Source organism: Thalassospira lucentensis (genome assembly GCF_032921865.1).
Lineage (GTDB): Bacteria > Pseudomonadota > Alphaproteobacteria > Rhodospirillales > Thalassospiraceae > Thalassospira > Thalassospira lucentensis_A.
Window position 1 is genome coordinate 159010 of the sequence record NZ_CP136684.1, and the last position, 25419, is coordinate 184428.

Below are 25419 nucleotides of genomic sequence, written 5' to 3' on the forward strand. Positions count from 1 at the left end.
GCCTGTGAAACAATGAACATGCCCGATCTGACAATGCCCGACTTTTCCATGCCGGACGTCTTCACATCAACACCGGCGCAAACCGTGATGCTTGACGAGGGTTACGCATTCACCCTGCCTGAACAGCCATGGGCCGATGATGACACCATCGACGTCACCCAGCAGGTCACCGCAAGCTGGAAAAACATCAGCAGCACCGAAACCGAAACCGGCACCTTTCAGGCCCGCCTGTCCCTTGAACACGATCACGTCCGCATCGTCATGATCGATGATCTGGGCCGTCGCGCGATTGATATCGACTGGACGACCGATGCCCTGTCGGTCCAAACCGCCGACTGGCTGCCCGCAACACTTGATGCCAGGCGCATGCTTGCCGATATCGTCATGGTCTATTGGCCGCTGGATGTCGTGCGCGATGCCCTGCCGGGCAATATGTCGATCCGTGAAACCATGGGTGAACGCATGCTTCGCATGGATGACAGCGGCCGCGCCTACGCCCGGATCGAACGCCCGATCCGCGATGTCTGGCAGGGTGTGGCAAACCTTCGCAATGAACGGTTCGGCTATGCCATCACGATCCGTTCACAACGGACCGGATCGTCATCATGACGCCGGGTTCGCTCTATCTTTCCGCCCTTGGCATCGTATCGGCCCTTGGCAGCGGGATCGATGAAAGCCGCACGACCCTGTTTGGGGATCGCCCGGCGGATATGATCGCGCGCGATGGCTTCCTTCCCGACCGCACGACGATCCTTGGGACAGTTACGCATGATCCCGAACCGCTACCCGAAAACCTTGCCCGCCACGATACCCGCAACAACCGTCTGCTTTGGGCCGCAACCCGGCAGATCGAAACCGATATCACCAATCTGATCGCCGATATCGGCCGCGACCGCATCGGTGTCATCATGGGCACCAGCACATCGGGCATCGAAGAGGGCACAAGCGATTACGAAGCCGCCCTTGATGGCGGTGCCTTCCCCGAAACCTTCGTCTATAGCCATCAGGAAATCGGATCGCCTGCGGATTTCCTGCGCGATGCCTTTGATCTTGGCGGACCGTCCTATGCGATTTCAACCGCCTGCTCGTCGAGTGCCAAGGCTTTCGCCGCCGGGGCGCGCCTGATCAATACCGGGCTATGCGATGCGGTTCTGGTTGGCGGCGTCGATAGCCTCTGCCGTCTGACCGTGCGCGGCTTTGATGCCCTGCAATCGGTATCAAACGGCATTTGTAATCCCATGAGCATCAATCGCGACGGCATCAATATCGGCGAAGGAGCCGCGATCTTCATCCTGCGCCGTAATGCCCATCCCGATGCGGGCGACATCGAATTGCTCGGTGTCGGTGAAAGTTCCGACGCCCATCACCCCAATGCGCCGCATCCCGATGGCCGGGGGGCCGCCTTGGCAATGCAAAACGCGCTGGCGAATGCCAAACTCAAACCATCCGACATCGCCTATATCAATCTCCACGGCACCGCGACCCCGCTTAATGACGGGATGGAAGCCCGTGCGGTCTGCGATGTTCTGGGTGCCAACGTCCCGGCAAGCTCCACCAAGCCCATGACCGGTCATACGCTGGGTGCTGCGGGCGCCATCGAAGCCGCCATGCTGTGGCTATCGCTTTGCAATGCCGCCCAAGGTGCCCCCCTGCCACGTCATATCTGGGATGGTGCGACTGATCCCGAAATTCCCGACATCAATCTGGTGACCAGACCGGGCACGAAATTGCCGCCCGCGGATCGGCTGGCGATGATGAGCAACTCGTTTGCCTTTGGCGGCAGCAACGTCTCGGTCATTCTGGGCCGGGGCTGGAACCGGGGGGACCGCGCATGAATGCGTCAGTAAAACCCGCCTTCCCACCCGTCGAAACACTGGTGCCGCACGCGGCCCCGATGCTCCTGATCGACCGCGTTCTCGCCGCCGATGCCGAAAGCCTGACGGCCGAAGTCCGCATCACCAAAAACAGCCTGTTCTTCACCCCTACGCACGGCGTCCCCGCCTATGTCGGGATTGAATATATCGCCCAGTCGGTCGCGGCCTATAGCGGCTGGCGCGCCCAGTCTGCCGCCCCCGGCACAGCCCCGAAAATCGGTTATCTGCTCGGCACGCGCAAAATGACCATGGCATGCGATGGCTTTGCCGATGGCGATGTGCTTGTCATCCATGTGAAAAACATTTTCGAAGACGGCGAAATGGGTGTGTTTGACGGCGAAGTCCGCAAAGGTGATGAAACCCTTGTGAGTGCGCGCATCAATGTCTATCAGCCAAATGACGCCGCATCCGAAACCCCAACCAGCAACCAAGAAACGACAAAGCCATGACAGAAACCATTCTGGTAACAGGTGCAAGCAAGGGGATCGGTGCCGCCACCGCGCGCCGACTTGCAAGGGACGGTTTTGATATCGTCGTCCATTATCATTCCGATCAAACCGGGGCCGAAGCCGTCCGTGATGATATCATCGCCCTTGGCCGCACGGCCCGTCTGATCCAGTTCGATATCGCCGACCGTGACGCGACACGTACCGCAATCGAGGCCGACATTGCCGATCATGGCGCGCCCTATGGTGTGATCCTCAATGCCGGGCTGACCCGCGATGGACCTTTCCCGGCGCTCGAAGACGACGATTGGGACCGGGTTCTGCACACCAATCTCGATGGCTTTTACAATGTGATCAAACCGCTGATCATGCCGATCATTCAACGGCGCAAGGGCGGGCGGATCGTGGCGCTCACCTCCATCGCCGGGATTGCCGGCAATCGCGGGCAGGTCAATTACGCGGCGTCAAAGGCCGGGATCATCGGGGCGGTCAAATCGCTTGCCCTTGAACTCGCCAAACGCAAAATCACCGTCAATGCCGTGGCCCCCGGCGTGATCGAAACCCAGATGACCGACGACCTGCCCGCGGACGAGGTCAAGGCGATGATCCCGATGCGCCGTTACGGCACGGCTGATGAGGTCGCGGGCACCATCGCGTTTCTGTGCAGCCCCGATGCGTCCTATATCACCCGTCAGGTCATCAGTGTGAATGGGGGCATGTTATGAGCCACCTCAACACCACCTCCACCCGCCGCGTTGTCGTCACCGGCATGGCCGGCATCACCGCCCTTGGTGATAACTGGGAAACCATTTCATCGCGCATGGCCGCGGGCGAAACCGGCATCCGGCGCATGGATGACTGGGATGGCAAATATGATCTGCGTACACGCCTTGCCGCCCCGGTGCAGGACTTCACGCTCAAGGGTAAATTCAGCCGCAAACAGCTTCGCAGCATGGGCCGTGTTGCCCAGATGTCGGTCGATGCCACCGACAAGGCACTTGAAATGGCGGGGCTTCGTGATGATACCGCCATCCTGCAGGGCGGGCGTCTTGGCATTGCCTATGGCTCGTCCTTCGGAAGCACCCCGCCCGTTCTCGGCTTCACCCGCCTGATGGAACATGGCGACAGCAATGCCATCACCGCCACCAGCTACATCCAGATGATGAGCCACACGGCAGCCGTCAATATCGGCGTGCTCTATGGCATTTCCGGGCGCATCATCCCGACCTCGACCGCCTGCACATCGGGCAGCATGGGGATCGGATATGCGTATGAGGCCATAAAATTCGGCATGCAGGATCTGATGATCGCGGGCGGGGCGGAGGAACTCTGCCCCACCATGGTCGCCGTGTTCGATACCCTGTTTGCCACCAGCACAAGCAACGACGCCCCGGAACTCTCCCCGCGTCCCTATGATGCAAGGCGCGATGGTCTGGTGATCGGCGAAGGGGCCGGAACGCTGATCCTCGAAGAATACGAACATGCCAAGGCCCGCGGCGCCACCATCTATGGCGAAATCGTCGGCTTCGCCAGCAATTCGGACGGCGCACACATCACGCAGCCCGCGGCGGACAAAATGGAAGTCGCCCTTCGTAAATCGCTCGAAACTGCCGGGCTGTCATCATCGGATATCGATATCGTCAATGGCCACGGCACCGCGACGGATCACGGCGACCTTGCCGAAAGCAAGGCGACCCGTGCGGTGTTTGACCGCGCCATTCCGATGCACACGCTCAAGGGCCATTTCGGCCACAGCCTTGGCGCATGTGGTGCCATCGAGGCATGGCTGGGCCTTGAAATGATGCGCGAAGGCAAATTTGTCGCCACCGCCAATCTTGAACAGGTCGACCCGGAATGCGCCGAACTTGATTACATCTTTGGCGACGCCAGAAGCCTTTCGGCCGAACATATGATGAGCAACAATTTCGCCTTTGGCGGCATCAACACGTCCCTGATCTTCCGGCAAATCTGAATTTACCGACCCAACAAAAACCCCGGCATCTGCCGGGGTTTTGCGTTTCAGGCCGCGTTTCTATCCGCCGGGATCGATGCCGTCGCCTCGATCTCGATCAGGGCTTCGTCTTCGACAAGGGCACTTACCACAACCATCGTCATCGCCGGGAAATTCTTGCCAAGCACGCGGCGATACGCCTCGCCGACCTCGCGCTGTTTCGCAAGATATTCCTTCTTGTCGACCACATACCATGTCAGCCGTGTCAGGTGCTCCGGCCCGCCACCGGCGGCCTCCAGCACATCGACGATATTGCGCAACGCCTGTTCCATCTGACCGACGAAATCCTTGGCGACAAAGACCTGATCAGCGTTCCAGCCGATCTGCCCGCCGATATAAAGCGGCACCCCGTCGGCCAGCACGCCATTTGCGTAACCCTTGGGCGGTTTCCATCCGTCTGGCTGAATGATTTTATGCATCTTTTTCTACCATTTCATTGATTTCGTTGTCGATTTTGGCACGCAAATCATCGGGCCACGGCACCGATTTACCGGCACCCCTTCTGGTAAACACCAGCGTTGCTGTCATCGAAACGCGTTGCTCGTCGCCACAGACAGCCGTGATTTCAAGATCAAGGCTCGACCGCCCCAACCGTTTCGGCACCAACCGAAATTCAAGCATCTCGCCAAGGCGGCTGGGCGCGGTAAAGCTGATCTGAAGCCCCGCGGTCGGCACCGCCACCTCGTCAACCCCATGCATCTGCGCAAAGCTGAAGCCGATACGGGCCTCGAACCATTCTTCGACCGTGGCATTGATCATTTCGAAATAGCGCGGATAAAAAACGATCCCCGCCGGGTCGCAATGCTGAAACAGGACTTTCTGGGCATAGGTGAACATCGTCATCTCACACCCCCAGATACCGGTCGGCAAGGTCGTCGGTCAAATCACCGACCGCCCCCGTCCATGCGGTAACGCCCTTTTCGACCACCACATAACGGTCCGCCACGCCGGATAATTCTTTAAGCGACTTGTCGACGACAAGGATCGAAAGGCCGGATTGCTTCAACCGGTTGATCGCGGCCCAGATTTCCTGCCGCACCACCGGCGCAAGCCCCTCGGTCGCTTCATCAAGGATCAGAAGCCGTGGGTTGGTCATCAATGCCCGCCCGATGGCAAGCATCTGCTGCTCCCCACCCGAAAGCGTCATCGCCTTCTGATCGCGCCGCTCGGCAAGCCTTGGGAACAGGTCCGCCACCCGGTCAAAATCCCATTCACCGGCTCGTGCCGCCGCCATCAGGTTTTCCATCACGCTTAACCGGGCAAAGCACCGCCGCCCTTCGGGGACAAGCCCGATGCCAAGCCGTGCGGCCTTGTGCGATGGCAGTTTCGCAAGATCGGTATCAGCAAAGCGGACCTCGCCATCCCGGTGGCTCATCATCCGGCAGATGGTCTTGATCGTCGTGGTCTTGCCCATGCCGTTGCGCCCCATAAGCGCAACCGCCTCGCCCTCATTCACGATCAGATCGACACCAAACAATGCCTGCGACGCACCATAAAATGCGGTGATGCCTGATACTTCCAGAAGTGCGCTCATGATCAGGCTTCCTCCCCCAAGTACGCCCGCTTGACGTCTTCATTGCCACGAATATCGTCAACCGTGCCGGTCGCAATCACCCGTCCATAAACCAGAACCGAAATCCGGTCCGCCAGCGCAAAAACCGCGTCCATATCATGTTCTACCAGAAGGATCGGCGCCTCTGCCCGCAATCCGTCAAGGAAGCCGGTCAGACGTTTCGATCCTTCCGGCCCCATGCCTGCCATCGGCTCGTCGAGCAAAAAGGCACGCGGCTTAAGCGCAAGCGCCACCGCCATTTCAAGCTGCCTGCGTTCGCCGTGCGAAATATCGGCCGCCCGCATCTGGGCCCGGTCGGCAAGGCCAACCCGCTCCAGTTGCGCCATCGCCGGTTCAAGAAGCGACGCATCGCTCAGAACCGGTTTAAAAAACCGGAAGATTTTCCCGCTGACCGATTGCTGCGCCAAAACGACGTTTTGCAGGACGGAGAATTCCGGCATCAGGGACGACACCTGAAATGTCCGCGCCAATCCCATGCGGGATCGTTCCACCGCATCCAGATCGCCGATATCGCGTCCGGCAAAGCGGATGTTGCCGCTATCAGATTTGATCTCGCCCGCGATCTGCTTGATCAGGGTGGATTTCCCCGCCCCGTTCGGCCCGATCAGGGCATGGATTTCACCGGGCATAAGGTCCAGCGACACATTGTCACTGGCCAGTAACGCGCCGAACTGCTTGGTGACATTGGATAGTGAAAGAATGGCTTCAGGCATGTTTGCGCTCCCCCGCCAGAAGGCCGATCAGGCCACCGCGTGCAAACAGCACCACCACCAGCAACAGAATACCCAACGGCAATTGCCAATATTCAAACATGCCGCCCAGAAGATGTTCCAGAATGATGTAAAGTGCCGCCCCCGCGACCGGACCAAACAGACGCCCGACCCCGCCAAGAATAACAAACACCATGATTTCACCCGACATATGCCATGACAGCATCGACGGGCTGACAAACCGGTTCAGATCGGCATAAAGCGCACCGGCCCATGCGGTAATCATCGCCGAAATCACAAACGCCACCAGCCGCACGCGGAATGGCGCAATGCCAATCGCCATCATGCGCTGGCTGTTTTGCCGCGCCCCATGCAGGGCAAGGCCAAACCGCGACCGGATCAGCACCGCCGAAAACGCAATCGCAACGCCGAGCATCGCGGCACACAGCGCAAAGAAGCTGATCGGATCAAGCGTGTTCAGACCCGGGAAGCTATTGCGTACATAAATCGAAAGCCCGTCTTCCCCGCCATAGGCCGGCCAGGAAATCGCGAAGTAATAGATCATCTGCGCAAAGGCCAACGTGATCATGATGAAATAGACACCACTGGTCCGAAGCGTGATCGCCCCGATCAGAAGCGCCACCAAAGCCGATGCGATCAATGCCACGATCCAGATGACAATCATCTGTGTCGTACCGTTGATCTCAAACGGGGCGGTCATGATCGGCTCGTAATTCAGTGCGTGGCTGGCAAGGATACCGGCGGCATAGCCCCCGATCCCGAAAAACGCCGCATGGCCAAACGACACAAGCCCGCCATAGCCAAGTGCGATGTTAAGCCCGACCCCCGCCATGCCAAGGATCGCAACCTTGGTCGCAAGCGTGATGATAAAAGGCTCGCCCATGATCTGTGCGATCACCGGCACCGCAATCAGCAACGCCGCCAGAACGATATTAAGGATGGTTTCGCGGTTCATGCTCATATCAGGCTTCCGTCCCGAACAAACCGCTTGGCCGCAGGAAAAGCACCAGCGCCATAACGATATAAATCAGCATCGATGCAAGTGCGGACCCAATCGCCGTCGCACTTGCCGGATCGAAAAATGCCTCGAACCCGATGGGCAGCAAAAACCGCCCCATCGTGTCGGTAAAGCCCACCAGAAGCGATCCGATAAGTGCGCCCTTGATCGACCCGATCCCGCCAATCACGATAACAACGAATGCCAAAATCAGAACCGGCTCGCCCATGCCGACCTGAACCGATTGCGTCGTGCCGACAAACGCACCGGCCAACCCGGCCAAGGCCGCACCAAGGGCAAAAACAACCGTATAAAGCCGGTCGATATTGATCCCCAGTGCGGCAATCATTTCGCGGTCGGCTTCACCGGCGCGAATGCGCGTGCCAAGCCGCGTCTTGCCAATCAGGGCAAAAAGACCCGCCGCCACGATCAGCCCGGCGACAATAATCGCCAGCCGGAAAATCGGATATTCCGATCCACCGGGCATCGTCACCGTGCCAGAAAGGGCTTCGGGGACATTTAAAAACAGCGGGAAGGACCCGAAAATCCACCGGGTGCCTTCGGAAAAAATAAGAATAAGCGCAAATGTCGCCAGCACCTGATCAAGGTGATCACGTTTATAAAGCCTGCGGATCACCAGCATCTCAACCAGCGCCCCCGCAAGGGCGGCCGCCATCAAACTCGCGACAAGGCCAAGCCAGAATGAACCGGTCCATGCCGCAACGGCCGCGCACGCAAACGCGCCCACCATGTAAAGCGACCCGTGCGCCAGATTGATCAGCCCCATGACACCAAAAACAAGCGTCAGACCCGATGCCATCAGAAACAGCATGACCCCCGACTGAAGGCCGTTTAGAAGCTGCTCCAGAAATAAAGAAAACATAAAGGAAAACTCCGTCGCAAGATGGCGGGCATCAGCCCCGGAAACCGGGCACGAATGCCCGCCGAACTTGCCAGTCTATGAAACAGACTTCGTCGTTACATCGCACATTCCGATGCATAGGCATCGGCATGATCGATAAGGGCTGTGCCAATGATCTTGTTGGTCAGAACGTCGCCTTCCTTCACCACTTCACGGACATAGATGTCCTGGATCGGATGCTGGTTCGGGCCAAAGATGAATTTGCCACGGACGGAATTGAAGTCCGCCGCACGCAGCGCATCACGGAATGCGTCGGCATCCTTGACGTCGGCCTTGCCCATTGCCGACAGCAACAGATTGGCGGTGTCAAAGCCATATGACGCATAGATCGACGGCAGGCGGCCATATTCCGCCTGGAAGGTTTCGACAAATGCCTTGTTGGTGTCGTTGTCGATGTCCTTGGACCAGTTGGCGGTGTTTTTGATGCCAATCGCCGCATCACCAATCGCGCCAAGGATCCCCTGATCCAGCGAGAATGCCGGACCGATCAGCGGAATGTCCACACCCGACTGGGCATACTGTTTCATGAACGCAATGCCCATGCCGCCCGGCAGGAAGAAGAACACGCTGTCCGCACCCGATGCACGGATCTGTGCGATTTCGGCGGCATAGTCGGTCTGACCAAGCTTGGTGTAGACCTCGCCCGATACATCCCCCAGATAGAAACGTTTGAAACCGGCGATGGAATCTTTGCCCGCCGGATAGTTCGGCGCCATCACAAAGGTTTTCTCGTAACCGGCACTGGTCGCATAACCGCCTGCGGCTTCATGCAGGTTGTCGTTCTGGTACGAAACGCTGAAGTAATTCTTGTTGCAGCCCTTGCCCGCCAATTGCGACGGCGCGGCATTGACCGAAAGATAGAACTTGTCCTGTGCCACTGCCGACGGCACAACCGCCATCGCCAGGTTCGACCAGATAATACCGGTCAGCACATCGACCTTCTCGCTCTGGATCATTTTATCGGCCAACTGAACCGCGATATCGGGTTTCTGCTGATCGTCTTCGATCACAACCGTCAGGTCCGGGTTATTGGCCTGCTTGACCGCCAGCATGAAACCATCGCGCGCGTCGATGCCAAGCCCCGCACCGCCACCCGAAAGGGTCGTGATCATGCCAACCTTGACCGGCTCGGCCTGTGCCGCCCCCGCCATCAAAAGCGCAGCCAAAGCTGCGATTGTCGTCTTAGTGCCCTTCATTAAAGCCTCCGTGTTTATGTTTTTATCTACTCAGCAACATCGGCATTCCGTGACTTTGTTGTTTTTTGTCACGGACTTATCGACCTGATGCCTGCCCCTGATTTTGCAGTGTTCCATCAGGCCCGTCCATCCTCAAAGCGTGGTTCGCACCCGCCAGAGTTCCGGAAACAGTTCAACTTCCAGCATTTTTTTAAGGTAACTCACCCCGCCGGTCCCCCCGGTCCCGCGTTTGAAGCCAATGACGCGCTCCACCGTGGTCACATGGTTGAACCGCCAACGCCGGAAATAATCCTCAAAATCCACAAGCTTCTCGGCCAGCTCATAAAGCGGCCAATGCTTTTCAGGCGCGCTGTAAACCCGATGCCACGCCGCAATCACCTCGTCATGTGCTTCATATGGCGCACTGACATCGCGCGATAAAACCGCATCTGGCACCGTAATCCCCTCGCGCGCCAAAAGGGCCAGCGCCTCGTCATAAAGGCTGGGCGTTGCCAGTTCGGCGTTGAGCATCTCGGTAATGTCGTTGCGGTGCGCATGCGGGCGCAACATCGCATGGTTCCGATTGCCTAACATAAACTCGATCTGGCGATACTGATAGGACTGGAAGCCCGACGACGGACCCAGCGCATCGCGAAATGTCGTATAATCGCTTGGCGTCATGGTCCGCAAAACGTCCCACGCATTGTTCAATTGCTCGAATATGCGCGATACCCGCGCCAGCATCTTGAATGCCGGTTGCAGACGACCTTCACGGATGGCATCGCGTGCCGCCGTAATTTCCCGGATCGCAAGCTTCATCCACAATTCGGATGTCTGATGCTGAATGATAAACAGCAACTCATCCTGCGCATCGGTCAATGGATGCTGGGCACTCAGAACCGCATCCAGCGCCAGATAATCACCATACGACATCTGATCGGAAAAATCGGTGCGCGCGCCCTCGGTGCTGGGGTCATAGGGCTGGTTCATCGGGCAGCCGGTATTCTTGGCTTTATCGCTCATGTCACGGCATTCCTTTTGTGGAATTCCGGCTTGTCCCATGCACGGGTTTTCATGATATCGGCCAAAATCTTCACCGCCCCATCGACATCGTTGTTGTCGATATAAAGCGGGGTAAAGCCGAACCGGATGATATCAGGTGCCCTGAAATCACCAATCACGCCGCGCGAAATCAAGGCCTGCATCACCGCATAACCGTCTGCGAATTTGAACGATACCTGCGATCCGCGCTTGTTCGCATCACGCGGGCTTGCCAGTTCCAGCATCGGACAACTTGCCTCGACCCCGGCAATGAACTGATCGCAAAGCTCAATGCTGCGTTTGCGGATATCGGCCATCTCGACCCCGTCCCACGCCTTCATCGCCTCTTCCAGAACCGTCATCTGAATGACCGGCGGGGTTCCAACCCGCATCCGCGAAACATCGGGTGCCGGGCTGTATTCAAGGTCAAAGGCAAACGGGGCCGCATGGCCAAGCCATCCCGACAATGCCGGGCGCACGGTCTTCGCATGATCGGGCCTGACATAAATGAATGCCGGGGCACCCGGACCACCATTCAGATACTTGTAAGTGCAACCCACCGCAAAATCGGCCTCGCATCCCGCAAGATCGACCGGAACCGCCCCCGCCGAATGCGCCAGATCCCAGATCACGATTGCGCCTGCATCATGGGCCAGTTTGGTGATCCGTTTCATGTCATACATCCGCCCGGTGCGGTAATCGACATGGGTCAGCATCAGAACCGCAAGGTCTTCATTGATCAGGCTTTCGACATCTTCCGGGTTTGGCGTCTTAAGCACATGGCCCTTATCAAGGCTTTTGATCAAGCCATCGGCGATATAAAGGTCGGTCGGGAAATTGCCATTGTCCGACACCACCACCTTGCGATCCGGCTTCATTTCAAGCGCACTGGCAAGCGCCTGATAAACCTTGATCGACAAAGTATCGCCCATCACCACCGTACCCGGTGCCGCCCCGATCAGACGCGCGACCAGATCGCCAACGCGTTTGGGCTGCTCCATCCACCGGGCGTCGTTCCAGCCGCGAATAAGCATCTCGCCCCATTCGTCACTGATCATGGATTTGGCACGCGCGGCCGCCGTTTTCGGCATCGCGCCCAATGAATTACCATCAAGGTAAATCACCCCGTCAGGGATATGGAACAAGGCTTTGGTGGCGACAAAGTCAATCATGCAGACATTTCCTGTTTCAGACGGAATCGCTGGATTTTTCCAGTCGCGGTTTTCGGTAACGCGTCGATAAACAGGATCGAACGCGGATATTTATAAGGTGCAATCGTCGCCTTGACATGATCCTGCAAAAGCTTCGCCATTTCGGGTGACGGATTGGCATTCGGGGTCAATACCACATGCGCCTGCACGATATAACCGCGTTCCTCGTCAGCAGCCGCCACCACCGCACATTCCGCCACATCCGGGTGTGCCAGCAATGCTGCCTCGACCTCGGGCCCGGCAATGTTATAGCCCGACGAAACGATCATATCGTCATTACGCGCGGCAAAATGGAAATAGCCGTCACTATCGACAAAAAACGCATCCCCCGTCAGGTTCCAGCCATCGCGCACATAGCCATGCTGCCGATCATCGGCCAGATACCGGCACCCGGTCGGGCCACGCACCGCAAGCTTGCCAATGGTGCCAACCGGAAGCTCGTTCATTTCATCATCAACGATCCTGGCTTCATATCCGCCCACCGGCCGTCCGGTGCAGGCCGGGTGACTGTCGCCAAACCGGTTGGAAATAAAGATATGCAGCATCTCGGTCGCACCAATCCCGTCCAGCATCGGCTTGCCGGTCTTTTCCATCCATGCCTTGTAAACGGGTGCTGGCAATGTCTCGCCCGCTGAAACGGCGGCACGAAGGGACGATAAATCCGCCCCGTCTTCCATCGCCGCCAGCATCGCCCGATACGCCGTCGGCGCGGTAAAGCACACGGTTGCCTTATAGGTTTCGATAATCTCGATCATGTTGGGCGGCGACGCCTTTTCAAGCAATGTCGCCGTCGCCCCGAACCGAAGCGGAAAGACGGCCAACCCGCCAAGCCCAAAGGTAAAGGCAAGCGGCGGCGATCCGACAAACACATCATCGGGCGTCACATTCAGGACTTCCTTGGCATAGCCATCGGCAATGATCAGAAGATCACGATGGAAATGCATGGTTGCCTTGGGCTCCCCCGTCGTTCCCGATGTGAAACCCAGCAACGCCACATCATCGCGCCCGGTCTTGACCGCCTCATATTTCACCGATTTGGTCAGCGCAATGCGATCCAGTTCCGCATCATGATTGGCCGTACCGTCAAAACCGATGACTTTCTTAAGGAACCTGCTGTCCTTCGCACACGCCACCAGTTCGTCCATCAGGCGCGTATCGCAAAGGGCAAATTCGATCTCGGCCTTGTCAACGATCTGCGCCAGTTCACCGGCACGCAGCATCGGCATGGTATTGACCACAACCGCCCCCGCCTTGGTCGCGGCTAACCAGCACGCCACCATCGCCGGATTATTGGCCGACCGGATCAAAACCCGGTTGCCGGGCTTAACGCCATAATCCTCGGCCAGCGCATGGGCAATGCGGTTGGTCCAGTCGGATAATTCCTTGTATGTCCGCTGACGGCCATTGCCGATCAGGGCGGTATTATCGCCAAATCCCTGTTCGACCATCCGGTCGGTCAGCTCGACCCCGGCATTGAGATATTCGGGATACTGAAACTTTTCGAGGTTAAAGACCGGCCAACTTTCGACCGGTGGCAGATTGTCCCTTGCGAACGTATCGCTATGTGCGGTCGGACCCAGAACGTGCGACATGGTTAAGCCCCTGATACAGCTATTTTTGTGCCAGCGTTTGCCGTGCAATGATTATTTTTTGGACGTCTGACGCGCCTTCATAAATCCGAAGGGCGCGAATTTCCCGATACAGCGTTTCAACAATGTGACCAGAACGCACACCATCGCCGCCATGTATTTGTACCGCCTTGTCGATGACGGTTTGGGCATGATCGGTTGAATAAAGTTTTGCCATCGCGGCCTCGCGCGACACCCGCGATGCCCCGCTGTCCTTAAGCCACGCGGCGCGATAAACCAGAAGCGCACTGGCATCGACGTCAAGCGCCATGTCGGCCACATGCCCCTGCACCATCTGCAAATCAAAAAGCGGCGCACCAAACAATTCACGCGACTGAACGCGTGCAATGGTTTCCTCAAGCGCACGACGGGCAAAGCCCAAGGCAGCCGCGGCAACGGTGGACCGGAACACGTCCAGAACCGACATCGCGATCTTGAACCCTTCACCCGGAAGGCCAATCAGGGCCGTCGCCGGTATACGGCAATCGCTGAATTTCAACCGCGCCAACGGATGCGGCGCAATGGTTTCCAGCCGCTCGGCAATCGAAAGGCCCGGTGTGCTGGCAGGTACCAGAAAGGCCGAAAGCCCCTTGGCCCCCGGTGCCTCGCCGGTGCGGGCAAAGACGCAATAAAAATCGGCAATCCCGCCATTGGAAATCCAGGTTTTCTCGCCATTCAGGACAAAATCGCTGCCATCCGCACGGGCTTCCAGCGCGATATTGGCAACATCCGATCCTGATTGCGGTTCGGTCAGGGCAAAGGCCGCAATCGCCTTGCCGGACCGGACTTTCGGCAGGATCTCTGCGCGCTGTGCCCTGGTGCCAAACAGCGAAATCGCCCCGCTGCCAAGCCCCTGCATGGCAAAGGCAAAATCAGCCAGCCCGTCATAACGCGCCAGCGTCTCCCGGATCAGGCAAAGCGACCGGACATCAAGTTTTGCGCCGTCCTGATCGGGGTCACAATCCGGGTCAATCGCGGCATGCTTCAGCCATCCGCCATCATTAAGCCGCGCCACCAAATCGCGGCACGCCCCATCGACATCATGATGATCGATACCGTCAAGATTGGCCGCCGCCCACGCATCAAGCCGTGCGGCAAGGTCGCGGTGCCGGTCTTCGAAAAACGGCCAGTCAAGATAGGACGTATCAGCCATCAGTTCCCCTCGAACACCGGTTTTTCCTTGGCGACAAATGCCTTGTAGGCACGGTTGAAATCCTCGGTCTGCATGCAGATCGCCTGCGCCTGCGCTTCGGCCTCAATCGCCTGTTCGATCCCCATATTCCATTCCTGCGCCAGCATGGTTTTGGTCATCATGTGACCGAAATTCGGGCCTTCGGAAATCCGGGTCGCCAATGCAATCGCCTCGGCCTCCAGAACATCACCCTCGACCAGCCGGTTATAGAAGCCCCACCGCTCGCCCTCATCGGCACTCATGGATCGTCCGGTATAAAGAAGTTCGGCGGCCCGGCCCTGCCCGATGATGCGCGGCAGGATCGCACATGCCCCCATGTCACAGCCCGCAAGCCCGACACGGGTAAACAGGAACGCCGTTTTCGATACCGGGGTCGCGATGCGCAAATCTGACGCCATCGCAATGATCGCCCCCGCACCAACGCAAATGCCGTCGACGGCCGCAATCACCGGCTTGCCACAGCCAATGATCGCCTTGACCAGATCGCCGGTCATGCGGGTAAATTCCAGAAGCCCCTTCATGTCCTTGTCGATCAGCGGGCCGATAATGTCGTGCACATCCCCGCCCGAACAGAAATTGCCACCGTTCGATCCGAACACCACCGCCTTGATATCATCGGCATAAACCAGATCGCGAAACGTATCGCGAAGCTCGGCATAACTCTCGAAAGTCAGCGGGTTTTTGCGTTCCGGCCGATCCAGCGAAATGACCGCAACATCGCCTTCCATGCGCCAGTTGAAATGCTTTGGCGTGATGTTTGCCATCTTAGTCATGGTGCGCCTCGTTATGATGATAAACAGTCCGAAGGATACGGATCAGGGCATCGGCATCACTGGCCGACAGATCGGAAAACAGCTCGGACACCCAGCCTTCATGCACAAGGGCCCGCTCGGCAAAATCCTTTTCGCCCGCTTCCGTCAGGCGCACGATCGATGCCCGGCGATCATTTTCAACCGGCACCCGGACCAGCATCCCCTCGGTCACAAGCCGGTCAACAATCCCGGTAACATTGCCGTTTGAAACCATCAACGCACTTGAAAGCTCGCTCATGCGCATCCCGTCGCGGGACCGGTAAAGTGCGGCCATCACGTCAAAGCGCGGCAGGGTGGAGCCGAATTCAAGGCGCATTTTCTCGCGAAGCTCACCCTCGATCTTGCGCGACACGCGCAATACCTGAAGCCACGCCCGCAAACGCGCCTTTGAAATATCCGATGTTTCATTGTGCGGCATATCGGGGTCGCGGACTGTTTTATCCATATTCATATCTCTCCTCCCGATACCGAAATCGCCTGCCCGGTGATCGATGCGGCATGGCTGCTTGCCAGCCACATCACGGTCTGGGCAACTTCTTCGGGCTGGATCAACCGGTTCTGCGGATTGATCTTCGCAAGGCTTGCGCGTGCGTCTTCCGCACTCATGCCGGTTTTCGCAACGATATTGGCAACCGATTGTTCAAGCATCGGTGTTTCCATGAAACCGGGGCACACCGCATTAACCGTGATCGGCGTCGCGGCCAACTCGGTCGCAAGGCTTTTGACAAGCCCGACCACCGCATGCTTTGCCGCGCAATAGGCGGTGACATAGGCATAACCCTTAAGCCCCGCCGTCGATGCAATCGAAATCAATCGCCCCGGCCTGGCGCGGTCCATCACGTTCAACCCCTCGCGGAACGTCAAAAACGTGCCGGTCAGATTGACGTCCATCGTGCGCTTCCAAAGGTCGATGGATGTTTTGCCAAATGGCGCGCTTTCGGCCATACCGGCATTGGCAATCACCAGATCGGGCGCGCCGATCACATCGCAGAATGTGCCAAACATCGCGCGCACCGATGCCTCATCCGTCACATCGGCGGGAATGGCGGTGATATTGGGATGTTTTGCCACCTCGGCCAGCATTTCGGCACGGCGGCCTGATACCGCGACCTTGACCCCGGCATCGGCCAGCATGCGGGCCATCACGGCCCCCACGCCGGTTCCACCGCCGGTAATCAATGCTGTGCTGATGGCAAGGTTTCCCATGGGTTACACCTTCCCGGTCATGACGTCGGACCGTTCCGCCAGACGCCACATCTGATCACGCCCGGCATAATATGGTTCCGGCCAGTTTTCCGTTCGGTTGCCAAGCCCTGCCGCGGCATGCAGCGTCCAGTACGGATCGGCCAGATGCGGTCGCGCAAGGCAGACAAGGTCCGCCCTTCCCGCCATAAGGATCGAATTGACATGATCGGGTTCGTAAATATTGCCAACCGCCATGGTCGCCATATGTGCTTCGTTCCGGATCCGGTCGGAAAACGGCGTCTGGAACATGCGGCCATAGACGGGCCGTGCGGCCTTCGTCGTCTGACCGGCGGATACGTCACAGATATCAACATCATGGGCCTGCAACATCCGGGCGATCTCGACCGCTTCTTCCGGTGTCACGCCCTCATCCCCGACCCAGTCATTGGCCGAAATACGCACCGATAACGGCTTGTGCGTCGGCCATGCGGCACGCACCGCATCAATCACTTCCAACGGATAACGCATCCGGTTTTCAAGCGACCCGCCATATTCATCATCGCGCGTATTGCTGACCGGGCTGATAAAGGATGACAGAAGATAACCGTGTGCTGCATGAACCTCGATCATGTCAAAGCCCGCCCGATCCGCCATTTCGGCGGCTGCGACGAACTGATCGCGCACCATATCCATATCATCGCGCGTCATCGGTTTTGGCGTCTGGTTGCGATCCGACCACGCAATGTCGGATGCCGACAATAACGGCCAGTTGCCGGATTTCAGCGGCGCGTCCATTTCCTCCCAGCCAAGCTGGGTCGAACCCTTGCGCCCGGAATGGCCGATCTGCGCACAGATTTTGGCATCCGTTTCGGAATGCACAAAATCAACAATCCGTTTCCATGCCGCTTCGTGCGATGGCGCGTAAAAGCCGGGGCAGCCCGGCGTAATGCGGCCGGTATCGGACACGCAGGTCATCTCGGTATAAACCAGCCCCGCACCACCCTTGGCACGCTCCGCATAATGCACCAGATGCCAGTCGGTCGGGCAGCCATCCACCGCCTTGTACTGCGCCATCGGCGACACCACGATGCGGTTCTTAAGCTTCATGTCACGCAATGTAAACGGCACGAACATCGGGTGACGGACTTCGTCATTCGCCGGATCATTTGCAACTATGCCCGCCTTGCGCTGGAACCATCCTTCGGCATCCTTAAGCCACTTGGCATCACGCAGTCGAAGGTTCTCATGGCTGATGCGCTGCGATCGGGTCAGAAGCGAATAGGTGAACTGCACCGGATCGAAATGGAAATACCGTTCGATCTCCTCGAACCATTCCATCGAATTGCGTGCCGCTGATTGCAGGCGCAAAACCTCCAACCGGCGTTCGTCTTCATATTTGGCAAAGGCGGATGGCAAATCGGCCTCGGAATGCAGGTAATTGGCAAGCCCGATGGCACTTTCAAGCGCCAACTTGGTACCCGATCCGATGGAAAAATGCGCCGTCGCCGCCGCATCACCCATCAGCACGATATTCTCATGCGACCATGTTTTGCACAAAACCCGGGGGAAGCTTAACCACGCCGAACCGCGCACATGATGCGCATTGCTAATCAGCGCATGACCGCCAAGATGATCCTTGAAGATTTCCTCGCAGGTGGCAATCGACTCTTCCTTGGTCATGTCGCCGAAACCATAGGCTTCCCATGTCGCTTGCGAACATTCGACGATAAAGGTCGCAGTCTTGTCATCAAACTGATAGGCGTGCGCCCAGACCCAGCCCTTGTCGGTTTCCTCGAAAATGAACGTAAAGGCATCATCGAATTTCTGATGCGTGCCCAGCCAGACAAACTTGCATTTGCGGGTATCGATATCGGGCTGGAATTTATCGGCAAACTCGGTGCGGGTTTTGGAATTAAGCCCGTCGGATGCGACGACAAGGTCAAATTCCTTGGCATAATGCGCGGCACTTTCGGCCTCGGTCTCGAACCGAAGCTCAACACCCAGTTCACGTGCGCGCTGCTGCAACAGGATCAAAAGCTGCTTGCGCCCGATGCCACAAAAACCATGCCCGGTCGATACGGTCTTTTCGCCGCGATACAGAACCGCAACATCATCCCAATATGAAAAATGCGCCCGGATCGCCTCGGCACTTTTGGCATCATTCTGCGCCAGATTGGTCAGCGTCTCGTCCGACAGGACAACGCCCCAGCCAAACGTGTCATCGGGCTTGTTACGCTCGATCACCACGACCTCATGGCCGGGATCACGCAATTTCATCGAAATCGCAAAATAAAGCCCCGCAGGACCGCCACCCAAACAAGCTATTCTCACCTGATTTTCCCTTCTTGATATGGGGGTCTTTGCCCCGGTTGTTTTGGGAAACTTCAAAAACGGTACGCCTGCCTGACATTTATTTCAAGCATAAAATATTTGGGTTTGAAATATCTCGATTTTCCCCTAGAATCCCCGAAGCAGGGCCGCAAAACAGGGCGATGTGTAAGTAGGAAAAAACACGGGAAAAGCGTTGCATTCCGCAGCAATATCCGCAGAGTCCCTCGCGATCCCCGTGATAAAACCGCATCATCAAAGATGACGTCAGACAAGGAAGGCATTCACCATGATCACCAACTGGGACGACGCATACGCCAATGGCGACCATATCAGGGGTGCGGCGGAATTTCCCGGCATGTGGGCCAGACTGGCATCGGCCTTCCGCGATGAAATGGCGGCATCGAACCGGGCGGAACTGGATGTTGCCTATGGCAATGCCGCGCGCGAAAGATACGACCTGTTCCTGCCCGAAGGCACGCCAAAGGGCGTGGTTGTTTTCGTGCATGGCGGCTATTGGAAGGCGTTTGATAAATCGACATGGTCGCATCTGGCACGTGGTGCGGTTGCGCGCGGCTGGGCGGTCTGTCTGCCAAGCTATATTTTGGCACCCGATGCCCGCCTGTCGGACATCACCCGCCAGATCGGGGCGGCGATTGATCATGTTGCCAATCGCATTTCTGGCCCCATTCACCTGACCGGCCATTCGGCGGGCGGTCATCTGGTCAGCCGGATGAATTGCGTCTCCTCGCCCCTGTCAGCGGCAACGCAGGCACGCATCAAAAACACCGTATCGATCAGCGGCCTGCACGATCTGCGCCCGCTTCTGAAAACCGCGATGAATGATGTGCTGAAACTCGACGAAGCCGAAGCAATCGCCGAAAGTGCCGCACTGAGCCGCCCGCATCTGCCATGCTCCATCACCTGCTGGGTCGGCGCGGATGAACGGCCGGAATTTGTCCGTCAGAACGATCTTCTTGCCAATATCTGGACCGGGCTTGGTGCATCGACCCGCGCGGTCGAGGCCCCCGACAAACACCATTTTGACGTCATCGCCGATCTGGCCGATCCGGACTCCGATCTGGTCGCCTGCCTGCTGCATCCGATTGAGCCGGAGGACGCATAATGTCCACACTGTCCCCCGTCAGCCTAACCACCGAAAACGACATTGCGATCATCACGATTGATCATCCACCGATCAACGCGACCAGTCATGCCGTCCGTCTGGGAATTTGGGATGCGATCGATCAGGTCAACCGCGATGATACGATCCGTGCCGCGATCCTGATCTGCGCCGGGTCAACCTTTATCGCCGGGGCCGATGTCACCGAATTTGGCAAACCGCCGCTGGACCCGATCCTGCCCGATCTGATCCTCAAACTCGAACAATCAACCAAGCCACTGATCGCCGCCATCCACGGCAATGCGCTTGGCGGCGGGCTTGAAGTAGCGCTGGGTTGTCATTACCGCATCGCCACAGCCACCGCCAAACTTGGCCTGCCCGAAGTTAATCTCGGCCTGATCCCCGGTGCTGGCGGCACCGTGCGCTTGCCCCGCCTGATCGCGGTTGAGAACGCGATTGCCATGATTACCGGCGGCAAGCCGGTCAATGCCGTCACCGCCCGTGATTACGGCCTGATCGACGAAATTGCGGATGGTGATTTGCGGATCGCCGCCCTCGCACTGGCCGAACGGATCAAAACCGATCCCTGCCCGACCGCCCTGATTGACCGCGCCCCAGTCAATGCCCCGGACACCGATGGATGGGATGCCCTGATTGCCGGGATCGGCAAAAAGGCCCGTGGGCAGGATGCCCCGGTGATTGCCTCCCAGACCATTCGGGCCGCCGTGACCGGCGACGCCAGAACCGCCCTTGGTCTTGAACGCGAAAACTTCGTTCGCCTTCGCGACAGCGACCAGTCAAAGGCGCTGCGTCATATTTTCTTTGCCGAACGATCGGTTGCCAAGCTGCCCGAACTGGCCGGGGTCGATCCCCGTCCCCTTCACGAAATCGGCGTCATCGGCGGCGGCATCATGGGAGCCGGTATCGCCACCGCCGCCCTTCTGGCCGGCTATGCCGTGGTGATGATCGAACGCGATGACGATGCCTGTGAACGCGGCATTGCCAATGTCCGCCATCATCTCGGCGGATCGCTCAAACGCGGCATCATCACCCAGTCCCGCCATGATCAGCTTCTGGGCGATCTCGTCAGCAGCACGGATTACGCGGCCCTTGCCAATTGCGATCTGGTGATCGAGGCCGTGTTCGAGGACATGGCCGTCAAACATGACGTGTTTGCCAAACTCTCCGCCCATTGCAAATCCGACGCGGTGCTGGCGTCCAACACCTCCTATCTCGACATCGATGCGATTGCGACTGCCTGCACCCATCCCGAACGGGTGATCGGCCTGCATTTCTTCTCCCCGGCTCATGTGATGAAATTGCTCGAAGTCGTCCGCACCCGGTTGGCAAGCTCCGTGACACTGGCAACGGCCCTCGCCTTCGCCAAACGCCTTGGCAAGATCGCAGTCCCTTGCGGGGTGTGTGATGGCTTCATCGGCAACCGGATCATGTCGGCCTATCGCAAACATTGCGAATACATGCTCGAAGACGGATCTCTCCCGTCTGACATTGACCGCGCCATGACCAATTTCGGCTTCCCCATGGGCCTGTTTGCCATGCAGGACATGGCCGGGCTCGAAATCTCATGGGCCACCCGCAAACGCCTGGCACCCACCCGCGACCCGAATGAACGCTATGTCGCGCTTGGGGATTACCTCTGTGAAATGGGGCGTTTCGGGCGCAAGAATGGCCTTGGGTGGTATCGCTATGATGAACATGGCAAAGCTTTCCTTGATCCTGTTGTCGATGAACTGGTGATCGCTGAATCGGCGAAAAAGGGCATCAAACGCCGCCCGTTTTCCGATGCCGAAATCATCGAAACCATCCTGTCTGCCATGCAGGCAGAAGGCGAAAAAATCCTCGCTGAGGGCATCGCGCACAGCTCTGACGCCATCGATGTCGTGATGGTCAACGGCTACGGCTTCCCCCGCCACAAGGGCGGGCCGATGCACCTTAAAAACACCGCCTGAACACCTGAAATCCGGGGCTTTCACGGCCCCGGAAAGGTGCCCGAACCCGGCCCTTCTCCAACATCACCCCGACCCACGCAGCGGCACAAACTTGGCACAAACCGGGCGCAACTCGGGCATAAAGCCCCCCAAATGACGCTCAACTGGCGCTCAAACGGCCTGCAAACCGGGCGCAACTCTCCCGCTTGGCCGCCTTTGACTGCTTTTGACTGCCGTTTGCCCCCCATTTGTCCGCCAGCAAGACGGCCAAAATCGCCGCCCGTGGCCTTAAATACCGACCCGACGAACCGCCAATCTGGCTGCCCGCCGCACACCACATACCGCCAAAACAAAAACGCCCGCCGGGAAATTCCCGACGGGCGCAATTCTGGTGTTGACTTGGTTCTTGTATCAGACAGAAAAGAACAAATCAAGAACTTTTTGATAGGGGTGGCGATTTTTTTCGCTTACCCGACCAGAACTTCCTTGCCAGTCGAAAGCGATTCAAGTGCTGCATCGGCCAGAATCAACGCTTTCAGGCCATCTGCACCGCTGGGATAATTGGTGGTTTTACCCGCCACCACATCACAGAAAGTCGTCAGCTCGATCCGATATGCATCGGCATAACGCGACATGAAGAAATCCATCAACGGTTCGGCGGTATATCCCGATCCGTTCGCCACCGTCACCGACGTGGTGCGATGGTTTCCGGCCTCGACAAGGCCCTTTGAGCCATGCACTTCGATGCGCTGGTCATAGCCATATGTCGCACGGCGCGAATTGGTGATCACCGCCATCCGGCCGCTTTTGGTCCGAAGGGTTGCAGCCGCACTATCGACATCACCCGTCGCCTTGATTGCCGGATCGGTCAGGACCGCACCGGTGGCATAGACCGATACAATCTCCTCGCCCAGAAGGAAGCGCGCCATATCAAGGTCATGGATCATCATATCGCGGAAAAGCCCGCCCGACCGTTTGATGTAATCAACCGGCGGCGCGGACGGATCACGCGACGTGATCTGCACCATTTCAACATCGCCAATCGCGCCCGCGTCAATTTCGGCCCGAAGGCGCGCAAAACTGGGGTCAAAACGACGGTTGAAACCAACCATCAGAACCGCACCGGTTTCCTCGACCACTTTCAGGCAATCGCGCACCCGCCCGGCATCCAGATCGACCGGTTTTTCACAGAAAATCGCCTTGCCCGCCCGCGCGGCCAGTTCGATCTGATCGGCATGAAGGTCGGTTGGGGTCGCAATGATAACGGCGTGAATATTGCCATCCGCCATGATTTCCTCGACCGTCGCACGGGTGGCCCCGGTAAGGGCAATCGCGTTTTCCGCTGCGGCATCGACCGGGTCGAAAACCTTGGCGATTTTGGCATTTGGCAGGGCCTGAACGGCTTTGGCGTGGGTGATGCCGATACGGCCAGCACCAAGAAGTCCGATATTAAGCATGTTTGACATCCTGAAAGGACAAATGTTGCGAAGACGGGAATACGGAAAACGGGTTTATTTGCTGTCGCGCTGGAAAATCCAGTCGTGATCGGGATGGTTCTGGAACCGCCATTTGCGCATCGGTCCAGCCATGACATTCAGGTAATACATCTCATAGCCATAAGGACTGCCGCACGGGTGATGCCCCTTGGGCACCAGCACCACATCGCCATCTGAAACCGCCATGGTTTCGTCAAGCTCCCCATCCTCGGTAAACACCCGCTGGAAACCAAAGCCCTGCTTGGGGTTAAGCCGGTGATAATAGGTTTCCTCAAGGTATGTCATGTCGGGATAATTATCCTCGTCATGGCGGTGCGGCGGATAGCTTGACCAGTTGCCCGACGGCGTGAAAACCTCGGTCACGAGAAGACTGTCGGCAATATCCTTTTCCTCCATCGCAATCGGATGGATGTACCGGGTATTAGCGCCCTTGCCACGTTCGACCATCTCGATATCGCTGATCACGCGGGCTGGATAATTGCCCTTTCCCGGTGCGGTACAGACCGCCAAAACGCAATCAGTCGTGGCCTTGGCGGTCCAGTTGGCATCGTTGGGCGCATAAACACAGGCAGGCGGGATACGTTCAAACACGCTCATGCGTTTGCCCAATTCCCCAAAATTCTGATCGCCCACCGCGATTTCGGCCTTGCCTTCGACAAGAACCAGAATCACCTCGCGGTCGCCCGTCGGCTCGGCTGCACTTTCACCGGCTTTCAGGTGATAAAGTCCGAACCCGACATAGCCCCAATTGGCACTTTGGGCGGTAATGTCATGAACCTTTCCACAGGTCCCCGACGGTTTTCTCAGCAGATCGGCCATCAGGCTTCTCCCTTATCCAGTCCGGTTTTCTGCGCCATCGCACGCAGCGCCTTAAGCCCCATCGACTGATATTTGAACGGGTTGCGCACAACCGGGTCCTGTTCTGCCTCAATCACCAGCCAGCCGGAATAATCATGCTCGGCCGCGATTTTCAGAACCGGTTCAAAATCAACAATGCCTTCCTCGTCACCGGGCACGGTAAACACCCCACGACGCACCCCTTCAAGGAAGCTCAGATGCTGATTACGGACCTGCTCGGCGATTTTCGGGCGCACGTTTTTGCAATGGATATGGGCGACCCGCCCCATATAACGGCTTGCCAGTTCTTCGGGATTTGCCCCGCCAAACCATGCGTGCCCGGTATCCAGCAACAGGTGTGTTTTCGGGCCGGTATGGGCCATGAATTGATGAATTTCATCGGCCGTTTCAACAATCGTCCCCATATGGTGATGATACACCAATGTCACGCCCTGTTCGGCGCAATAGGCGGCAATCGCCTCAACATCCGCACCAAATTTCGCCCATTTGTCCGCTGGCAAAACCGGGCTATCAGACAGGGCCGCATTGTCATTGCCGTGGATCGCATTGCTGGTTTCGCACACGATGCACACCTTGCATCCCATGGCTTTCAGCAAATCCAGATGCGGCTGGATCGCCTTTTTCTCGTCCTCGACCGAATGGGTCAGAAGGTTAAGCGAATGCCAGCCCGACACGAATTTAAGCCCGTTGGGATCAAGCTTGGCCTTCAGTGCCGCCGGTTCGGTCGGCATCTTGTGGCCTTTTTCAATCCCGTCAAAACCGATTTCGCCTGCTTCGGACAAACAGGTTTCGAGGCTGATTTCAGCACCCAGCGTCTGATCATCGTCATTGGACCAGGCAATCGGGTTGGTACCGTAAAGGATCATT

At 57.8% G+C, this 25419-nt stretch carries 25 protein-coding genes; 7 read left to right on the plus strand and 18 right to left on the minus strand.

The features are described from left to right. The first annotated feature begins 18 nt into the window (after positions 1–18). From R1T41_RS01555 to R1T41_RS01575, 5 genes are read left to right on the plus strand one after another with little or no spacing between them, the layout of a single operon-like run. On the plus strand, positions 19–609 hold the full coding sequence (locus tag R1T41_RS01555) for a DUF3261 domain-containing protein (protein ID WP_317339478.1): 591 nt from the start codon (positions 19–21) through the stop codon (positions 607–609). After that, positions 606–1835 (plus strand): beta-ketoacyl-[acyl-carrier-protein] synthase family protein, encoded by a 1230-nt coding sequence (locus R1T41_RS01560; RefSeq protein ID WP_317339480.1) that lies wholly within the window; start codon positions 606–608, stop codon positions 1833–1835. Before R1T41_RS01555 ends, R1T41_RS01560 begins: the two co-directional genes overlap by 4 nt. Continuing rightward, complete coding sequence (locus tag R1T41_RS01565) at positions 1832–2323, plus strand: hypothetical protein (protein WP_317339482.1); 492 nt, start codon at positions 1832–1834, stop codon at positions 2321–2323. The genes R1T41_RS01560 and R1T41_RS01565 overlap by 4 nt, the downstream gene beginning before the upstream one ends. Next, positions 2320–3045: a 3-oxoacyl-ACP reductase FabG gene (fabG, locus tag R1T41_RS01570; RefSeq protein WP_317339483.1), complete on the plus strand. Its 726-nt coding sequence runs from the start codon at positions 2320–2322 to the stop codon at positions 3043–3045. The genes R1T41_RS01565 and fabG overlap by 4 nt, the downstream gene beginning before the upstream one ends. Further along, entirely contained in the window at positions 3042–4292 is a 1251-nt protein-coding gene (locus R1T41_RS01575; protein WP_317339485.1) for a beta-ketoacyl-ACP synthase, read from the plus strand. Before fabG ends, R1T41_RS01575 begins: the two co-directional genes overlap by 4 nt. A 47-nt stretch (positions 4293–4339) precedes the next feature. On the opposite strand, the gene R1T41_RS01580 is transcribed toward R1T41_RS01575, so the two are convergent. The 15 genes from R1T41_RS01580 to R1T41_RS01650 form a co-directional block, all read right to left on the minus strand. Next, positions 4340–4750 (minus strand): RidA family protein, encoded by a 411-nt coding sequence (locus R1T41_RS01580; RefSeq protein ID WP_037992735.1) that lies wholly within the window; start codon positions 4748–4750, stop codon positions 4340–4342. After that, positions 4743–5174, minus strand: a complete 432-nt coding sequence (locus R1T41_RS01585; protein WP_317339490.1) for a thioesterase family protein — start codon at positions 5172–5174, stop codon at positions 4743–4745. The genes R1T41_RS01580 and R1T41_RS01585 overlap by 8 nt, the downstream gene beginning before the upstream one ends. Before the next feature lies 1 nt (position 5175). Continuing rightward, positions 5176–5865: an ABC transporter ATP-binding protein gene (locus R1T41_RS01590; RefSeq protein ID WP_063094840.1), complete on the minus strand. Its 690-nt coding sequence runs from the start codon at positions 5863–5865 to the stop codon at positions 5176–5178. 2 nt (positions 5866–5867) lie between these two features. Then, complete coding sequence (locus R1T41_RS01595) at positions 5868–6617, minus strand: ABC transporter ATP-binding protein (RefSeq protein WP_062953521.1); 750 nt, start codon at positions 6615–6617, stop codon at positions 5868–5870. Then, on the minus strand, positions 6610–7596 hold the full coding sequence (locus R1T41_RS01600) for a branched-chain amino acid ABC transporter permease (RefSeq protein WP_062953520.1): 987 nt from the start codon (positions 7594–7596) through the stop codon (positions 6610–6612). Before R1T41_RS01600 ends, R1T41_RS01595 begins: the two co-directional genes overlap by 8 nt. Before the next feature lies 1 nt (position 7597). Then, the gene (locus R1T41_RS01605) at positions 7598–8515 is read right to left on the minus strand and encodes a branched-chain amino acid ABC transporter permease (RefSeq protein WP_062953519.1); all 918 of its coding nucleotides are present in this window, start codon (positions 8513–8515) and stop codon (positions 7598–7600) included. A gap of 95 nt (positions 8516–8610) precedes the next feature. Next, positions 8611–9750 (minus strand): ABC transporter substrate-binding protein, encoded by a 1140-nt coding sequence (locus tag R1T41_RS01610; protein WP_062953518.1) that lies wholly within the window; start codon positions 9748–9750, stop codon positions 8611–8613. A 132-nt stretch (positions 9751–9882) separates the two neighbouring features. After that, the gene (gene kynA, locus R1T41_RS01615; protein ID WP_317339494.1) at positions 9883–10752 is read right to left on the minus strand and encodes a tryptophan 2,3-dioxygenase; all 870 of its coding nucleotides are present in this window, start codon (positions 10750–10752) and stop codon (positions 9883–9885) included. Beyond that, positions 10749–11942, minus strand: a complete 1194-nt coding sequence (gene kynU, locus R1T41_RS01620) for a kynureninase (RefSeq protein WP_317339496.1) — start codon at positions 11940–11942, stop codon at positions 10749–10751. The genes kynA and kynU overlap by 4 nt, the downstream gene beginning before the upstream one ends. Further along, positions 11939–13573, minus strand: a complete 1635-nt coding sequence (locus R1T41_RS01625; RefSeq protein ID WP_114123677.1) for an AMP-binding protein — start codon at positions 13571–13573, stop codon at positions 11939–11941. The genes kynU and R1T41_RS01625 overlap by 4 nt, the downstream gene beginning before the upstream one ends. Positions 13574–13592: 19 nt before the next feature. Next, entirely contained in the window at positions 13593–14762 is a 1170-nt protein-coding gene (locus R1T41_RS01630) for an acyl-CoA dehydrogenase family protein (RefSeq protein ID WP_317339498.1), read from the minus strand. Then, positions 14762–15574, minus strand: coding sequence for an enoyl-CoA hydratase family protein (locus R1T41_RS01635; RefSeq protein ID WP_082832698.1), 813 nt, complete (start codon positions 15572–15574; stop codon positions 14762–14764). The genes R1T41_RS01630 and R1T41_RS01635 overlap by 1 nt, the downstream gene beginning before the upstream one ends. Then, complete coding sequence (locus tag R1T41_RS01640) at positions 15567–16058, minus strand: MarR family winged helix-turn-helix transcriptional regulator (protein WP_249278171.1); 492 nt, start codon at positions 16056–16058, stop codon at positions 15567–15569. Before R1T41_RS01640 ends, R1T41_RS01635 begins: the two co-directional genes overlap by 8 nt. 2 nt (positions 16059–16060) lie before the next feature. Further along, the gene (locus tag R1T41_RS01645; RefSeq protein WP_297208106.1) at positions 16061–16819 is read right to left on the minus strand and encodes an SDR family NAD(P)-dependent oxidoreductase; all 759 of its coding nucleotides are present in this window, start codon (positions 16817–16819) and stop codon (positions 16061–16063) included. Positions 16820–16822: 3 nt separating this feature from the next. Then, on the minus strand, positions 16823–19129 hold the full coding sequence (locus R1T41_RS01650) for a bifunctional salicylyl-CoA 5-hydroxylase/oxidoreductase (RefSeq protein ID WP_297208108.1): 2307 nt from the start codon (positions 19127–19129) through the stop codon (positions 16823–16825). A 286-nt stretch (positions 19130–19415) separates the two neighbouring features. Between R1T41_RS01650 and R1T41_RS01655 the strand changes: the two genes are divergently transcribed. Together R1T41_RS01655 and R1T41_RS01660 are read left to right on the plus strand one after the other, a co-directional pair. Next, entirely contained in the window at positions 19416–20252 is an 837-nt protein-coding gene (locus R1T41_RS01655) for an alpha/beta hydrolase (RefSeq protein ID WP_297208110.1), read from the plus strand. Further along, positions 20252–22219 carry a 3-hydroxyacyl-CoA dehydrogenase NAD-binding domain-containing protein gene (locus R1T41_RS01660; RefSeq protein WP_297208112.1) on the plus strand — a complete coding sequence of 656 codons (1968 nt, stop codon included), beginning with the start codon at positions 20252–20254 and terminating at the stop codon, positions 22217–22219. Before R1T41_RS01655 ends, R1T41_RS01660 begins: the two co-directional genes overlap by 1 nt. A 446-nt stretch (positions 22220–22665) precedes the next feature. On the opposite strand, the gene iolG is transcribed toward R1T41_RS01660, so the two are convergent. The 3 genes from iolG to iolE are packed head-to-tail and all read right to left on the minus strand — an operon-like array spanning position 22666 to position 25418. Continuing rightward, a complete protein-coding gene (iolG, locus tag R1T41_RS01665; protein ID WP_317339502.1) occupies positions 22666–23655 on the minus strand; it encodes an inositol 2-dehydrogenase in 990 nt (329 codons plus the stop codon). Positions 23656–23709: 54 nt separating this feature from the next. Then, positions 23710–24513: a 5-deoxy-glucuronate isomerase gene (iolB, locus tag R1T41_RS01670; RefSeq protein ID WP_297208115.1), complete on the minus strand. Its 804-nt coding sequence runs from the start codon at positions 24511–24513 to the stop codon at positions 23710–23712. After that, positions 24513–25418, minus strand: coding sequence for a myo-inosose-2 dehydratase (gene iolE, locus R1T41_RS01675; RefSeq protein WP_317339504.1), 906 nt, complete (start codon positions 25416–25418; stop codon positions 24513–24515). Before iolE ends, iolB begins: the two co-directional genes overlap by 1 nt. Position 25419 lies beyond the last annotated feature (1 nt).